The sequence below is a fragment of the Sphingomonas sp. G-3-2-10 genome (assembly GCF_012927115.1).
In the GTDB taxonomy this organism is placed as follows: Bacteria; Pseudomonadota; Alphaproteobacteria; order Sphingomonadales; family Sphingomonadaceae; genus Sphingomonas.
Window position 1 is genome coordinate 134,251 of record NZ_JABBFY010000002.1, and the last position, 15,438, is coordinate 149,688.

General features: G+C 66.8%; 14 protein-coding genes. 5 read left to right on the forward strand and 9 right to left on the reverse strand.

What is annotated here, in order from left to right:
* Positions 1-22: 22 nt before the first annotated feature.
* Complete coding sequence (locus HHL13_RS17205) at positions 23-1,459, reverse strand: MFS transporter (RefSeq protein ID WP_169557145.1); 1,437 nt, start codon at positions 1,457-1,459, stop codon at positions 23-25.
* 146 nt (positions 1,460-1,605) lie between these two features.
* Between HHL13_RS17205 and HHL13_RS17210 the strand changes: the two genes are divergently transcribed.
* Positions 1,606-2,751 (forward strand): acyl-CoA dehydrogenase family protein, encoded by a 1,146-nt coding sequence (locus HHL13_RS17210; protein WP_169557146.1) that lies wholly within the window; start codon positions 1,606-1,608, stop codon positions 2,749-2,751.
* A 166-nt stretch (positions 2,752-2,917) separates the two neighbouring features.
* Entirely contained in the window at positions 2,918-3,703 is a 786-nt protein-coding gene (locus HHL13_RS17215; protein ID WP_169557147.1) for an SDR family oxidoreductase, read from the forward strand.
* 8 nt (positions 3,704-3,711) lie between these two features.
* Here the strand turns inward: HHL13_RS17215 and HHL13_RS17220 are convergent, their stop codons facing one another.
* The 4 genes from HHL13_RS17220 to HHL13_RS17235 form a co-directional block, all read right to left on the reverse strand.
* On the reverse strand, positions 3,712-4,047 hold the full coding sequence (locus HHL13_RS17220) for a UrcA family protein (RefSeq protein WP_169557148.1): 336 nt from the start codon (positions 4,045-4,047) through the stop codon (positions 3,712-3,714).
* A 91-nt stretch (positions 4,048-4,138) separates the two neighbouring features.
* Positions 4,139-5,674 carry a M56 family metallopeptidase gene (locus tag HHL13_RS17225; protein WP_169557149.1) on the reverse strand — a complete coding sequence of 512 codons (1,536 nt, stop codon included), beginning with the start codon at positions 5,672-5,674 and terminating at the stop codon, positions 4,139-4,141.
* Positions 5,674-6,048, reverse strand: a complete 375-nt coding sequence (locus tag HHL13_RS17230; RefSeq protein ID WP_169557150.1) for a BlaI/MecI/CopY family transcriptional regulator — start codon at positions 6,046-6,048, stop codon at positions 5,674-5,676. The genes HHL13_RS17225 and HHL13_RS17230 overlap by 1 nt, the downstream gene beginning before the upstream one ends.
* Positions 6,049-6,116: 68 nt before the next feature.
* Entirely contained in the window at positions 6,117-8,372 is a 2,256-nt protein-coding gene (locus HHL13_RS17235) for an NADP-dependent malic enzyme (RefSeq protein WP_169557151.1), read from the reverse strand.
* 232 nt (positions 8,373-8,604) lie between these two features.
* Here HHL13_RS17235 and mutS point away from each other — a divergent pair, with 232 nt between their 5' ends.
* Genes mutS through HHL13_RS17250 form a run of 3 tightly spaced genes read left to right on the forward strand, consistent with a single transcriptional unit; the run spans position 8,605 to position 12,378 of the window.
* Complete coding sequence (gene mutS / locus HHL13_RS17240) at positions 8,605-11,187, forward strand: DNA mismatch repair protein MutS (RefSeq protein ID WP_169557817.1); 2,583 nt, start codon at positions 8,605-8,607, stop codon at positions 11,185-11,187.
* A gap of 7 nt (positions 11,188-11,194) precedes the next feature.
* Positions 11,195-11,446, forward strand: a complete 252-nt coding sequence (locus tag HHL13_RS17245; RefSeq protein ID WP_169557152.1) for a hypothetical protein — start codon at positions 11,195-11,197, stop codon at positions 11,444-11,446.
* On the forward strand, positions 11,443-12,378 hold the full coding sequence (locus tag HHL13_RS17250; protein ID WP_169557153.1) for a glutaminase: 936 nt from the start codon (positions 11,443-11,445) through the stop codon (positions 12,376-12,378). The genes HHL13_RS17245 and HHL13_RS17250 overlap by 4 nt, the downstream gene beginning before the upstream one ends.
* On the opposite strand, the gene HHL13_RS17255 is transcribed toward HHL13_RS17250, so the two are convergent.
* The 4 genes from HHL13_RS17255 to HHL13_RS17270 form a co-directional block, all read right to left on the reverse strand.
* A complete protein-coding gene (locus HHL13_RS17255) occupies positions 12,375-12,731 on the reverse strand; it encodes a hypothetical protein (protein WP_169557154.1) in 357 nt (118 codons plus the stop codon). The two genes, HHL13_RS17250 and HHL13_RS17255, sit on opposite strands and share 4 nt — an antisense overlap.
* A 40-nt stretch (positions 12,732-12,771) precedes the next feature.
* Complete coding sequence (locus tag HHL13_RS17260) at positions 12,772-13,278, reverse strand: hemerythrin domain-containing protein (RefSeq protein WP_169557155.1); 507 nt, start codon at positions 13,276-13,278, stop codon at positions 12,772-12,774.
* A 555-nt stretch (positions 13,279-13,833) separates the two neighbouring features.
* Positions 13,834-14,580 (reverse strand): hypothetical protein, encoded by a 747-nt coding sequence (locus HHL13_RS17265; protein ID WP_169557156.1) that lies wholly within the window; start codon positions 14,578-14,580, stop codon positions 13,834-13,836.
* A 25-nt stretch (positions 14,581-14,605) separates the two neighbouring features.
* Positions 14,606-15,361 carry a methyltransferase gene (locus tag HHL13_RS17270; protein ID WP_346775582.1) on the reverse strand — a complete coding sequence of 252 codons (756 nt, stop codon included), beginning with the start codon at positions 15,359-15,361 and terminating at the stop codon, positions 14,606-14,608.
* Between the last annotated feature and the right edge of the window lie 77 nt (positions 15,362-15,438).

Consider the following 15,438-nt stretch of genomic DNA (forward strand, 5'->3'; position numbering starts at 1 on the left):
CCAAAACCCTCGGTCGACGCGATCAGCCGGCTTCGCCCTTGGCCAGCGCCGCGACCCGTGCGGCATGCTCGTCGCGCCCGAAGGGGAAGAAGCGGTAGATCAGCGCCGCCGCCCAACCGAGCGCGAGATAGGCGAGGATGAAGTAGAGCGTCAGCCGGTCGATCGCCTCGACGCCCACCGTCCCGGGCTTCGCGCCTTTGGGGAAGCCGGCGAAATGGAGGATCAGACTCGCCGCGAAGATGCCGAGACCACTACAGCATTTCTGGATGAAAAAGGCGCCCGAGAAGAATACGCCTTCGGACCGGCGCCCGGTCTTCGCTTCGGAATCCTCGACCACATCGGCCATCATCGAAGCGCCCAGCATCGTCGCCGAAACGCCACAGCCGGTGTTGAATGCAAACAAGGTGAGCAACAGCGGCAGCATCACCCGATCGCCGGGCGCTGGAAACAGCCCGGCGAGGCGCAGGGCATAGGGCGTCGCCAGCAAGGCTGCAGCGGAGAACATGAAGACCATCGCCGCCACCGGCTTGCCCACGCGGTTCGCCACGCGCGGGGCGATCACGAACGCGCCGCTGACGCCGAGAAACAGGCTGAGCGCCAGCGTGCCGAACGCCGCCGTGTCGAACTGCCAGACATGGACGTAGAGATAAGTGGCCAGCGCGAAACTGATCCCCTGCGCCGAATAATAGCAGAGCCCGGCGAGCATCAGGATCAGGAACGCCCGGTTGCGGATCGTCGCCCATAGCTCGCGGAAATGGGTGCCGAGCGGCTTGGTGACGATCTCGGGCCTGGGCAGCCTCTTGATCTCGCCATGCGTGCCGATCGCGGAGGTGAAGATCGCCAGCAGCATCGCCGCCGCGCCGAACAAAGCGAAGCCGGCATAATTGGCGCGGTTGAGCTGATCCGGCTGCCCGTCAGGCCCGGCCATGAGCCAGGTATAGGTGACGAACAAGGTTACCATCCCCCCGGCCCAGCCGAACAGATAGCGATAGGCAGTCAGCCGCGTCCGCTCGTCATAATCGGCGGAGAGTTCAGGCGTCAGCGCCTGCGACGGGACTTCGTAGGCCGAGATGGCGGTACGCACGAGCACCGAGGTGGCGAACACCCATACCAGCATCGCATCCTGCGACAGCTCGGGCGGGTTCCACAACAGCAGCCATCCCGCCGCGATCGGCAATGCCGCCGCATACATCCACGGATGGCGGCGTCCCCAGCGGCTGCGGGTGTTGTCCGAAAGGAAGCCGATCAGGGGGTCTATGAAAGCGTCGAGGATCAGCGCGCACATGATCGCGAATCCGACCTGCGCGGCCGGAAGCCCCAGAACCTGATTGTAGAACAGCAGCAGAAAGGTGGAGAAACCGAAGTCCTTCACCCCGTAAGCGGCGGCGCCGAACCCGTATGCGAGCGTGGATCGCTGCCCCACCCGGCGGACGGGCGGCAAGGCTGGGGCTTCGGACATCTTACTCTCCACACGCTTGATCCCGATCAGCATAGGTAAGCTCCGGAACGCGTCAATCGAAAGCGATTGGAAGATCGGGTATGGCTTGTCCGATACGATGCAGGCGATATAGCTGACCGCTTAGAACAACAGGAACGGCTTCCCGCATGGCGCTCGACCCCGAGATCTTCGACACGCTGATCGACACGATCCGCCGCTTCGTGGCCGAGCGGCTGCGTCCGCTGGAAGCTGAAGTCGAAGCCAATGACGCCGTTCCCGGCGACGTGCTGGAAGAGATGAAGGCGCTCGGCCTGTTCGGCCTGTCGATCGCCGAGGAATTTGGCGGGTTGGGCCTGACGATGAGCGAGGAAGTGCGGGTCGCGATCGAGCTGGGCCGCACCACCCCGGCCTTCCGCTCGGCGTTCGGCACCAATGTCGGCATCGGATCGCAGGGCATCGTGATGGCCGGCACCGATGCGCAAAAGGCCGAATGGCTGCCGAAGATCGCGACCGGCGAAATCATTTCGAGCTTCGCGCTGACCGAGCCGGACGTGGGCTCGGATTCGGGCGCGGTGAAGGCCCGGGCCGTTCGCGACGGCGACGTCTATCGCCTGACCGGAACCAAGCGCTTCATCACCAATGCCGACAAGGCGGACGTGTTCACCGTGATGGCGCGCACCGGCGACGAGCCCGGCGGACGCGGCGTTTCCGCCTTCCTCGTGCCGCGCGACCTGCCCGGTGTCTCGATCGGCGAGCCAGAGAAGAAGATGGGACAGAAGGGCGCGAAGGTCGCCGACGTGATCTTCGACAATGCGCCCGTTCCTGCCGCCAACCGGCTGGGCGCGGAAGGCGAAGGCTTCAAGATCGCCATGCGCGTGCTCGATCGCGGGCGGTTGCACATCTCGGCGGTCTGCGTCGGCGTGGCAGAGCGGCTGATCGCCGATTGCGTCGCCTATGCCACCGAGCGCAAGCAGTTCGGCAAGCCGATCGCCGAGCATCAGCTGATCCAGGCAATGATAGCGGATTCGAAGACCGAAGCGCTCGCCGCCCGCGCGCTGGTGCTGGAAACCGCCGCCGCCAAGGACGCGGGGAAGGACGTGGTGATGGAGGCCGCCGCCGCCAAATATTATGCTAGCGAAATGGTCGGCCGCGTCGCCGATCGCGCAGTGCAGATCTTCGGCGGGGCCGGATATATCGCCGATTACGGCATCGAACGGCTGTATCGCGACGTCCGGCTGTTCCGCATCTATGAAGGCACCAGCCAGATCCAGCAGCTGATCATCGCGCGCGAAACGATCAGGCGCGGCGGCTGAATTCTTCTCCTTCTCCCCTTGTGGGAGAAGGAAAGGGGCCCGCGCCGACGGCGTGGGAAGGATGAGGGGGATATATGCGCCCTCACCCCGCTCCCCTCACCCTTCCGGCGACTTCGTCGCCTCCCTCCCTCTCCCGTAAGGGGAGAGGGAAACAGGAGATAAAGACATGGACACCAGCACCCTTTTCCGCCTCGACGGCCGCGTCGCACTGGTCACCGGCGGATCGCGCGGCATCGGCCGGATGATCGCCGAGGGCTTCATCCAGCAGGGCGCCAGGGTTTATGTCTCGTCGCGCAAGGCAGCGGCGTGCGAGGAAACCGCCGCCGCGCTCGGCCCCAACTGCATTGCCCTGCCGGCCGACGTCGCGACCGTCGATGGCTGCAAGGCGCTCGCCGCGATGATGGCCGAGCGCGAGGAGCGGCTCGACATCCTCGTCAACAATGCCGGCGCGGCATGGGGCGTGCCGTTCGAGGAGTTTCCCGAGAGCGGCTGGGACAAGGTGATGGACCTCAACGTCAAGTCGCCCTTCTTCCTGACGCAGGCGCTGCACGGGCTGCTCAAGGCAGGCGGCACGGGCCAGCCGGCCAAGGTGATCAACATCACCTCGATCGACGGCCAGCGGCTCAATCCGTGGGAGACCTACAGCTACCACGCGTCGAAATCGGCGCTGATCTACCTGACCAAGCGCATGGCCGCCCGCCTGATCCGCGACCGGATCGTGGTCACCTCGATCGCGCCCGGCGCTTTCGCCAGCGACATGAACAAGGCGGCACGCGATCATGGCGGCGATGTCGCCAAGGCGATTCCCGCCAAGCGCATCGGCGTGGACGAGGACATGGCCGGTGCGGCGATCTACCTCGCATCCCGCGCGGGCGACTATGTCGTCGGCGAGACGATCACCGTCGATGGCGGGCTGGTCCACGCTTCGCTCGGCACCAGCATCGACGCTTGATCGGGCGATCAGAGCCGGCGTCCGCGAATGCCGGCTTCCATCAGCGCGCGGGCATAGGCCTTGCGGATATCGGCGGGCATCTCGGCGAGAATCGCGCTGCGCAGCGTCTCGAGGCAATGAAAGCCGTCGTTGCGCAGCGCATCAGGCGTGACCTCGTCCTCATGTTCGCGGCAATAGCCTAGCGCCGCGTCCGCGACCCGCTGGCGGAGCGCGGCCCGCCCTGCCGGGCTTTCCAGCGCGAGATCGCGCCACGCAACCCGCGCGCCGGGCTCCTGCGAGATCGCTGGTGCATGAGCGGCACAGGCGCCGAGAAGCGCCAGCGGTGCGAATTTGGTCAGCCACATCGTCTCTCTCCCTTGATCGCCGGCAAGCCGCTCCCGTGGCGCGAAATCGCGCTTTGGTTTGCTGCAGTCCGGGTGTTGAAAGTGTCGGGCGTCAGCCTTCGAAGATCAGCCGCCTCGCGTTCCGGTCGAGTCGGTCGGCTTCGCCGCGCAGCAGCCGGACCTCGCGCAACAGATCCTTCCGCGCTTCAGGTTCGAGCGCGGGATTCTGCGCCGCCTTCTCGAAGGACGCCGCCTTGGTACGCAAGCCCCTGGCGGCATTGGTGAGATCGAGCGCAACGCGCCGGTCCACCTCGGTCGGCAGGGACCGCCGCGCATATGTCGCGGTGAAGGAGCGCTGCGGAACGGTCACGCGCGGCGGCTTCGCGAGCGATCGCGCCGGAACGACCGCACGTGGCGGAAGGCGCGGCGAACCGATTCCTGCAGCGATCGCCTTGCGCGTTTCGACGTCGACAAGGCGGCCATCCGGACCGGCGTGGCGCATCTTGCGATCCTGATGCGATGCGGCGGCCGGCGGAGGCGTGGTTGCCTCGACTGCAACGGGGGCCGAGGGCGCCGCGCGCACCCGCTTTTTCCGCGCCGGCACCGGACGGCGGGCCTGCAGGGTGGCGGCGGCAGGCAAGGTCTCGGCTCGCTCGGCCACCGGCGCGTCCTGTGCCGGTATCGCGCGCGGGGCCGACGGCGGCGTCGGCTGCCCGGCGGGCACGAACTGCAACGCAGACAAGGGAAGCGCAGCCGCCGGGGTGGCGATCAGGAGCGTCACGCCGAGCAACCGGCTCGCCGAGCGGTGCGCACCACTTTCCAGGACGCGACGGATACGGCCCGACAGCATCGATTGCGAGACAGTCATGCCACAGGCCGCCGACGGCACCGCGGGACTGGCGACGGTAAGCAGCGTCTGCGCATAATCGGCCTGCGCGACATGGCGGATGGCGTCGTCGTCGGCGGCCAGCTCGGTCTGGCGGCCAAGCGTGCGCACGAGCAGCCAAACCAGCGGATTGAACCAGAAGAACGCCATCGCGATCCGCGACGCGACCAGCACGGGCCAGTCGAAGCGGCGGACATGTGCCATTTCGTGCGCGATGACGGCTTCGGCCTGTTCGGGATGTTGCTCGGTCGTCGCGCCGATCAGCAGCCATGCCGGCGCGACGCCCCAGCTGAGCGGTCCCGGAACCTGCGGCGAGACCAGCAGGCGGACCGGACGGCGCAGCTGCGCAGCAGCGCGCGCCACCGCACTGGTCCAGCGCGCATCGGCAACGGGCCGCGCCGTCCGGGTCCAGCGGCGCAGGGTGAGCAGGCCCGCAACAAGGTGCAGCAAAACCAGACCGGCACCCGCAGCATAGAACAGCAAGGATGGATCGATCCCGGCGTCTTCAGGCGCGTCGGCCGCAATCGTTCCGCCGGCCAGGGGTGCATCGCCGAGAGGAATATCCTGCGCCGGCAGCACGGCCAGCTCGAGCGTGGGCATCGCCAGCGCGAACAGCGGCAGCATCAGCAGCGCCGCGACCGCTGCGCGCAGCACCATCACCCGTTCGCTCGCCGCCGCGCGGCGCATCGCCGCGCTCAGGATCAGCGCCGCGCCCGCCACCAGCGCCGATTTCCAGCCCAGATCGATCAGCAACGCGTCCATCACTTCGCCTCCCGCCGAGCCTTGTCGATCGCGCGCTGGAGCATCTCGATCTCCTCGGCATCGAGGCGCGGCTCCATGCCCAGCAGCGCAGTCGCGGCGCTGGCGGCGGATCCCTGGAAGAAGGTCTGCACAATGCGCTGCAACGCGGTCTCGGCCACCGCTTCCGCTTGCGGCACCGGCGCATAGACATAGGCCTGACTGACGGTGCGGTGGGTGATGAGGCCCTTGGCGGCAAGCCGGCCGAGAAGGGTGCGGACCGCGGAGTCGCTTGGCGGCTCGGCCAGCGCGGCGCGGACCGCCGAAGCCGTCCCTTCGCCAAGGCTGCACAAGACCTCGAACACTTCGCGCTCGCGGCGCGGCAACGACTCGATCATACCCGTCTCCTGCTACATTTGTAGCATGCTACAAATGTAGCAGCAAGAGACAGTCTTTCAGGGTCGGATCAGCGTGCGATCCCGCCCGCCGCCAGTACCGCCAGCGTCACCAATTCGCTCGCCGTGCTGGTCATCGGCGCGATCTGGACCGGCTTTTCCATGCCGATCAGCATCGGGCCGATCATCGAATCGCCGCCCAGCTCGCGCAGCAGCTTGGCCGAGATATTGGCCGACTGAAGCCCCGGCATGATCAGAACGTTCGCCGGGCCGGACAGGCGGGCAAAGGGATAATTGGCCAGCTGGCGCTTGTTGAGCGCAACGTCGGGCGACATTTCGCCTTCATATTCGAACTCGACCTTGCGATCGCCCAGCACCTTCACTGCGCCGCGGAGATTCTCCAGCCAGCGGCCTTCCGGATTGCCGAAGTTCGAATAGCTGAGGAACGCCACGCGCGGCTCATGACCCATGCGACGGGCGACCGCGGCCGAGCCCTCGGCGATGTCCGCCAGTTCCTCGGCGCTCGGGCGCTCGTTCACCGTCGTATCGGCGATGAACACGGTATGCGACTGGCCGACAAGAATGTGCATGCCGAACGCGGTGCGGCCCGGAACCGGATCGATCACGCGCTTCACCTGGCGCATCGATTCCGCCCAGGTGCGGGTGACGCCGGTGATCATCGCATCGGCTTCGCCCAGCTGGAGCAGCAGCGCACCGAAGATGTTACGATCGCGATTGACCATCCGGTCGATATCGCGGCGCAGATAACCGCGGCGCTGAAGCCGCTCGTACAGGAAGTCGCCCATGCGCGGCACCAGCGGCGAATTGACGCTGTTGTGCAGCTCGAAATCGGCGGGGTCGGCGCCCAGCGCCTGCAGCCGCTCGTGCACGGATTCGCGGCCGACCAGCACCGGAATACCGTATCCGCCTTCTTTGAACGCGATCGCCGCGCGCAGCACGACTTCTTCCTCGGCTTCGGCGAAGATCACCCGCTTCGGGTTCGCGCGAGCACCTTCATAGGCCAGCGTCAGCACCGACGTGGTCGGGTTGAGACGTGCCCGCAGGGATTGGCGATAGGCCGTGAAATCCTCGATCGGCTTGGTCGCGACGCCCGAATCCATCGCCGCCTGAGCGACGGCCGCGGGGACGATTTCCATCAGCCGCGGATCGAACGGCGCAGGAATGATGTAATCGGGGCCGAAGACGTGCTGCACGCCATAGGCCGCGGCGACTTCCTCGGGCACCTGCTGGCGAGCGAGTTCGGCCAGCGCTCGGGCTGCGGCGACCTTCATCGCATCGTTGATCGTCGTCGCGCGCACGTCGAGCGCGCCGCGGAAGATGAAGGGGAAGCCGAGGACGTTGTTGACCTGGTTCGGATAGTCCGACCGGCCGGTGGCTACGATCGCGTCGGGGCGCGCAGCCTTGGCGTCGGGCGGGGTGATCTCGGGATCGGGATTGGCCATCGCGAAGATGATCGGGCGCGGGGCCATGCCGCGCACCATGTCCTGGCTGACCGCGCCTGCAGCCGACAGGCCCATGAACACGTCCGCACCCTCCAGCGCTTCGGTCAGCGTGCGGCGGGTGGTGTCGACGGCATGCGCCGACTGCCACTGGTTTACCTTGTCGCGGCCGCGATAGATCACGCCCGTACGGTCGCACATCAGCAGATTGTCGTTGGGCAGGCCCATCGCCTTGATCAGTTCGGCGCAGGCGATCGCGGCGGCGCCCGCGCCGTTCATCACCACCTTGGTGTGCTTGATGTCGCGGCCGGTGATGTAGAGCGCGTTGATCAGGCCGGCAGCGGCGATGATCGCGGTGCCGTGCTGATCGTCATGGAACACCGGGATGTTCATGCGCTCGCGCAGCGTCTGCTCGATCACGAAGCATTCGGGGGACTTGATGTCCTCGAGGTTGATGCCGCCGAAGCTCGGCTCCATCAGCTCGACCGCGTCGATGAAGCGATCGACATCCTCGGTCTTCAGTTCGATATCGATCGAGTCGACGTCGGCGAAGCGCTTGAACAGCACCGCCTTGCCTTCCATCACCGGCTTCGAAGCCAGCGCGCCGAGATTGCCGAGGCCGAGGATCGCCGTCCCGTTGGAGATGACCGCGACCAGATTGCCCTTGGCGGTATAGTCATAGGCCTTGGACGGGTCGGCGGCGATCGCCAGCACCGGTACCGCGACACCCGGCGAATAGGCCAGCGCCAGGTCGCGCTGGGTCGCCATCGGCTTGGACGCGATGATCTCGATCTTGCCGGGACGGCCTTCCGAATGGAACAGCAGCGCCTCGCGCTCGGAAAACTGGACGTTGCTGTCTTCGGACATTCTTATCTCCCGGGGATTGCGATCCCTTTAGGATGACGTGTCCAAGGCCGCAATGCGCCGATTCCGGAGGGGAAGGCAGGGATTTCTTTAAGCCCGTATGCTGCGCGGGGCCAGTTGTGCGGAAAATCGCACAACTGTGGTTTGTCCCCAGAAAATCCCCGTGCGGGAGGTTGATCGTCCGTTCGGTTCGGCTACCTCAGGGCACGCAATGTCCGGCTCCACCGCAACTCCGATGATGCAGCAATATCTGGCGCTGAAGGCGGAGGCCGAGGATTGCCTGCTCTTCTACCGGATGGGCGACTTCTTCGAATTGTTCTTCGACGATGCGAAGGTCGCCAGCGCGGTGCTCGACATCGCGCTCACCGCGCGCGGCGAGCATGATGGCGACCGTATTCCGATGTGCGGCGTACCCGCGCATGCGATGGACGGCTATCTCGCGCGGTTGATCAAGGCGGGCCATCGCGTCGCGATCGCCAACCAGATCGAGACGCCCGAGGAAGCGAAGAAGCGCGGCGGATCCAAGGCGCTGGTTGCCCGCGCGATCATCCGCGTCGTCACCGCTGGCACGCTGACCGAGGAATCGCTGCTCGACAGCCGCACCGCGAACTGGTGCGCGAGCATCGGCGAAGCCGGCGGCTCGGTCGCCATCGCCTGTGCCGACATCTCGACCGGCCGGTTCGAAGTGATCGAAAGCGACGGCAGCCGGGTCAGCGCCGAGATCGCGCGGCTCTCGCCCGCCGAAACCATCGCGTCGGACGCGAGCGAGTTCGCCGACCTGACCACCGCGCTGCGCCCGCGCGCCGATTTCGACAGCAGCCAGGGCGAAGCGCGGCTCAAGCGGCTGTTCGGCGTCTCGACGCTGGACGGCTTCGGCCAGTTCAGCCGCGCGGCGCTTGCTGCGGCGGGCGGGCTAGTCGCCTATCTGGAGCATACCGCGAAGGGCGCCCTGCCCTTCCTCCGCCCTCCGCGCGTCAGCCGCACCGATGCGAACATGGCGATCGACGCCGCGACACGCGAAAGCCTCGAGCTCACGCTGAGCAGCGCGGGGAGCCGCAAGGGCAGCCTGCTCGACAGCGTGGACCGTACCGTCACCGGCGCCGGCGCGCGGCTGCTGGGCAGCGACATCGCCGCGCCGCTGATGGACCGTGCGGGAATCGATGCGCGGCTCGATCTGGTCCAGCGCTTCCACGACGATTCCACGCTGCGCGACATGGTGCGCGGCAATCTGCGCGCGCTGCCCGACATCGGCCGCGCGCTGGGGCGGATCGGCGCGGGCAGGGGATCGCCGCGCGACCTCGGCCAGTTACGCGACGGGCTCGACGGCGCATGGCGGCTGGCGGAACGGCTCGCCGCCGCGCCGGACCGCCCCGCGCTGCTCAACGACCTGATCCCCCAGCTTCAGGGGCATGGCGCCCTGATCGATCTGCTCAGCCGCGCGCTGGTGCCCGAGCCGCCGATCGACGCCGACAAGGGCGGCTATATCGCCGAAGGCTATGACGCCGCGCTCGACGATCTGCGCGATGCCGGTGCGGGCGGACGGCGGGTGATCGCGGGGCTTGAGGCCGACTATCGCCAGCGCACCGGCGTGAGCACGCTCAAGATCCGCCACAATGGCGTGCTCGGCTATCATATCGAAGTGCCTGCGCGTTCCGCCGATCCGCTGATGGCGCAGGACAGCGGCTTCACCCATCGCCAGACGCTGGCGGGCGTCGTCCGCTTCAACGCGCCAGACCTGCACGAAGCGGCGCTGAAGGTGACACAGGCCGGCGCCCATTCGCTCGCCGCCGAAGCCGCGCATCTCGAAGCCCTGACCGAAGCCGCGCTCGCGGTGCGCGAAGCCGTGGCGCGCACCGCCGATGCGCTCGCCCGGATCGACGTGTCGGCGGGCCTTGCCGAGCGCGCCGCCGAAAGCGGCTGGGCGCGCCCGGCTTTGGTCGATCACGCCTGTTTCGAAGTCGAGGGCGGGCGGCATCCGGTGGTCGAGGACGCAGTGGGCCGTGCGGGCGGACGCTTCGTCGCGAACGATTGCACTCTATCCGACACCAGCCGGCTTTGGCTGGTCACCGGCCCGAACATGGGCGGCAAGTCGACCTTCCTGCGCCAGAATGCGCTGATCGCTGTGCTGGCACAGGCGGGCAGCTATGTCCCCGCGACCCGCGCAAAGCTGGGGCTGGTCGACCGGCTGTTCAGCCGCGTCGGCGCGTCGGACAATCTGGCGCGCGGCCGATCGACCTTCATGGTCGAGATGGTCGAGACCGCCGCAATTCTGGCGCAAGCGACGCCGCGCAGCTTCGTGATCCTCGACGAAGTGGGACGCGGCACCTCCACCTATGACGGCCTCGCCATCGCATGGTCGGTGGTCGAGGCGATCCATGAGGATAATCGCTGCCGCTGCCTGTTCGCGACGCATTATCACGAGCTGACTCGCCTTGCCGAGCGCTGCGACGCGCTCACCCTCCACCATGTCCGCGCACGCGAGTGGAAGGGCGATCTGGTCCTGCTCCACGAAGTCGCCGAAGGGCCGGCGGATCGCAGCTATGGTATCGCGGTGGCGCGGCTGGCGGGCCTGCCCCCGGTGACGGTCAAGCGCGCGCAGGCGGTGCTCGACAAGCTCGAGGCCGGGCGCCAGCAGACCGGCGGCCTCGCCGCGGGCCTTGGCGACCTGCCGCTGTTCGCCGCGGCGGTGGAAGCGATGGAGGAAACCGTCGACGCGGTCCGCGCCGAACTCGACGGGCTCGACATCGACGCGCTCAGCCCCCGCGAGGCACTGGACGTGCTGTACCGGCTGAAGGCGCTGGCGGTGGACGAGTTGTGACCACCCCGTGACCGACAAGGACATCGCCTCGATGCAGATCGGCGGTCGCATGGTGGCGGCGCTCGGCTGGATCTTCGTGATCGGTGTCGCTGCGGCGGCGATATCGCATTACCGGCTGGAATGGGGCGTCCAGCGCTACGGCGCCGGCCGCTTCGCAGTCCCGCTCGCGATCCTGCTTTTCGGCGGCACCGGGATCTTCCTGATCCACACGGGCCGCACGCTGATCCGCCGCGCCAATCGCGCGCTCGGCGAGGAATGACCGGCCTCTCCGCCATCGTGACCGAGATCGCCGCCGAGATGGCGGTCGCGCCCGATCGCGGCATCCCGGCCAGCTATATCCCGCCGCTGGCGCAGGTCGATCCCGCCCGCTTCGGCATCGCGGTGGTCGAAGCCGACGGCACCACTCATGTCGCGGGCGATGGCGACATGCCCTTTTCGATCCAGTCGATCTGCAAGGTCTTCGCGCTGACCCTCGCGCTGGGCGCGGTCGGCGATCAGCTCTGGAGCCGGGTCGGCCGCGAGCCTTCGGGCAGCGCGTTCAACTCGATCGTCCAGCTCGAAACCGAACAGGGCATCCCGCGCAATCCCTTCATCAATGCCGGGGCGATCGTCGTGTCGGACATATTGCTGGGCCGCAGCGCGCCGCGCGAGACGATCGGCGAGATGCTGCGCTTCGTCCGGTCGCTGTCGGGCGACGATGCGATCTTCATCGACGAAGCGGTCGCCCGCGCCGAGCAGGACACCGGCTTCCGCAACATCGCGCTGGCCAATTATATGCGCGCCTTCGGCAATCTGCACCACGCCGCCGATCACGTGCTGGGCGTGTATTTCCATCATTGCGCGCTGGCGATGAGCTGCCGCCAGCTGGCGCTGGCCGGGCGTTACCTGATGGCGGGCGGAGTCAATCCGGAGACGGGGCGCAGCGTCGTTTCGGCCCAGCGCGCGCGGCGGATCAACGCACTGATGCTGATGTGCGGCCATTATGACGGATCGGGCGAGTTCGCCTATCGCGTCGGCCTGCCCGGCAAGTCGGGCGTGGGCGGCGGCATCCTGGCGGTCGCGCCGGGCATCGCCTCGATCGCGGTCTGGTCGCCAGGGCTCAACGAACGCGGCAATTCGCAACTCGGCACGCTCGCATTGGAGCGGCTGGTGGCGCGCACCGGCTGGTCGATCTTCGAGCCGCGGAGCTAGGCGCAGGCCTGAAACAAGCTGGCGCGGGTCGCCGCGATCCTGCCGCCTGCCGCGTCCCAGCGAATGTCGACGAAAGTGCGGCAGGGATACTCGTTGCGTTCCCACTTCGCGTGGCCGGCGGAAACGGTGAAGCCCTGATCGAGCATCGCCTTGCGCATCGCGGTCTCCGGCGATCCAGCAGGGAATTGCCGAGCCACGCGCTGCGTCAGCTCGGCATTCTGCGCGTCGAACTCCCCCGCCAGCCCGGCCAGGATTGCGGGTTCGCGCGGCGTGAAGACCCAGCTGACCGCCAGCGCGGTGATGCCGATCACGATGCCGGCGGCGATCCGGCGCGGCCAATTGGTACGGCGCATGATTTCCATGCGGGCCGCATAGCAGCGCCGGGCGGCAAAGTCAGACCTCGACGGTCTCGAGCGTCGTCGTCTCGGGCTTGCTCAGGCCATTGGCCTTGTAATCGGCCACCAGTTCCGCCTTGCGCGCGGCCAGCTGCTCGCCCAGCGCATCCATGTCGAGCCCGGCCTTGCGCGCCTGCGAGAACAGGCCCTCCATCCGTTTTTCCTCTTCCTCGACATGATGCTCGATCTGCTCGGACAGCACCTTCACCTTGGCGTCGTAATAATCGTCGTCCGGCCCGCCGGCCTCGATCTCGGCGATCAGCACCTTGGCGCCGTCATGCTCGACATAGGCTTCCTTCAGCAGATCCTCCTCCACCTTGCCTTCGCAGGCGGGGTAGAAAATCTCCTCCTCGATCTGGGCGTGGACGGTCAGTTCGAGGCAGATTTCGAGGGCGATCTTCTGCTTCTTCGCAGCGCCCTTCGCGCCTTCGAACTGCTCGAACAATTCCTCCACCTTGCGATGGTCGGCCTTGAGAAGTGCGATTGCGTCCGGTTTGTCGACCATGATCCATCTCCTGAAATTCGGGATGGAAAACAGCTATTTGCGGCGATCGTTCCGATCTCGCGCCAGTTGCGAGTCGTTAGCATCAGGCGCATTTTTCGGGCCGATGCGCGCGCCCGGTCGGTGGGCTGCGGGCAGGGTTGCGATGCCCCTAAATGAAAGAGGCCGCCGGATGCCATCCCTGGCACCCGGCGACCTCCGACATGGTCAGCGGCCGGAAGCTCCAGCTTGGGAGACCATGCGGACCGCTTTGCTGCAAGCTGGTGGCGTTGATTGGAGGAGAATACCTCCCGCTCACCCTACGGACGGAGGGCTTCCGTCCGCGCCTTCAGCTCAGCGGCGCGTCTCCCGAACGAACTGAACCGACCCCATTGCTGAACCATGAGACATCGGATCACCTCCTTTCGCTTGTTGAAACACCGTACCCTCGCCTGGGCACGTCAACTGTTTGAATCAGCGCGAGTCGCAGATCAAGTCTTGTAATTATACGCGGTTTCGACGATTCTCTTCCGCCTGCCCGAAAGCCGCGCCGTAACACCGCGACTCAGGCAGGAAACCTCACTCCTTCGGCGCCACTACCCAGCTCAGGCTGGTGATCTGCTTGCCGTCGTCGCCGATGGTCCAGTCGAGCACGCCCTGCTCGTGCTGTACCCGGAAAACGCGCCGGCCGACGGCATCGGTGCGCAGCAATCGCAGCCCGGTCACATGCCCGTGGCGCTTTATCTCGGCGCTCTGTTCGGTCCGCTTCGGCGTCATCGCCGCGCGCAATGCCGGAGCCATCACCACCGGCCAGTCGCGATCGGCCTCCCAGAACCAGGTCTGGACGACATATTCGAGCAGTTCGCCGCTGCGCGCGTCGGCGCTCAGCGGCACCACCGCGACTGGCTCTATCGTCTGGGAATCGATCGCCTCGCTTGGCGGCCAGGCCATTTCGACCAGCGTCGCGCCCGGCAGTTTCGCGAACATGTCCCGCATCGCAAAGGTCATGAAGCGATTGGGGCGAGTTATGCAGCCGGCGCCGGTGAACTCGCTCTTGCGATGGCGGAGCATTACTTCGCTCGCAAAGGCATGCAGCATCCTGTCGTCGGGCCGCTGGTCGATCGCGTACCAATAGCTTTCGTTCTGCATCTCGCCCCAGCGGGTCAGGAACGGACGCGACAGATAGCGCGTCTCGCCGCCGTCGGCCACCGCCACGGTCAGCAGGCAATAGCTGGCCGAGAGTTCGACGCCGCGCGTCCGCTGCGCCTGCGCCGATCCGGCCCAGCCCAGCGCCAGCAGCGCGCCCAACACCGCACGATATTTCATGGCCCCTCCCAGCGGGGCCATGCCCCTATTTCGGTTTGCGGAAACGATACACGACGCGATCGGTATTACCGCGAACCGCGGGATCGAACACCAGCTTCGTGTGATCGTCGCCGGCCACCCGCAGTACGGGGCTCTCCGCTTCCAGCACGAAGCCCGCTGCCTTGAAATCGGCGACCAGCACCGCCGGATCGATGCGATGGAGCTTGTCCACCGTCACCCGCGTATCGCCCGGCAGCCCGACATGGTCGATCACGCCGACGATCCCGCCCGGCTTCGTCGCTGCGAACAGCGCGCGCAGGAACGCAGCCGGATCGGTGCGCGGAATCTTGTACTGGGCGCTCTCCCAATACAGGTCGTGATAGACCAGGTGGAGCAAGGTGAAGTCGAGGCTGGCGGCCGGGGCACCGAACGCGTCGAACGGATAGGGCGTCAGCGCGACATTGGGCACCCGCCCGATCACCGCCGCCCAGACCGGCTTGGCCTTGTCGCCATAGAATTGCTCGGGCTCATAGGCGATCACCTTGCCGTTCGGCCCGACGACATGCGCCATGATCTCGCTGTAATAGCCCGCGCCCGCCATGATGTCGGCGGCGGTCATGCCGCGCTTCAGGCCGAGGAAGGCAAGCACTTCCGCCGGATGGCGTCCGGCGTCGAGCTTGACCTGATCGGCGGGCCGGTCCTGCGCGGCGACGGCGGCGCCGTAATCGGCGGCGGTCTGGGCAAAAGCCGGCGCGGCGAGGCACATCGCGGCGGCAAGCAAAGCGGGCTTCCAACGAGTCACGGCATCCTCCGAATATTACGAAGGTGTATTAATCTACCGAGTCACTGGAATTGGCAAGAGGGTCGGGATCGGGCCGG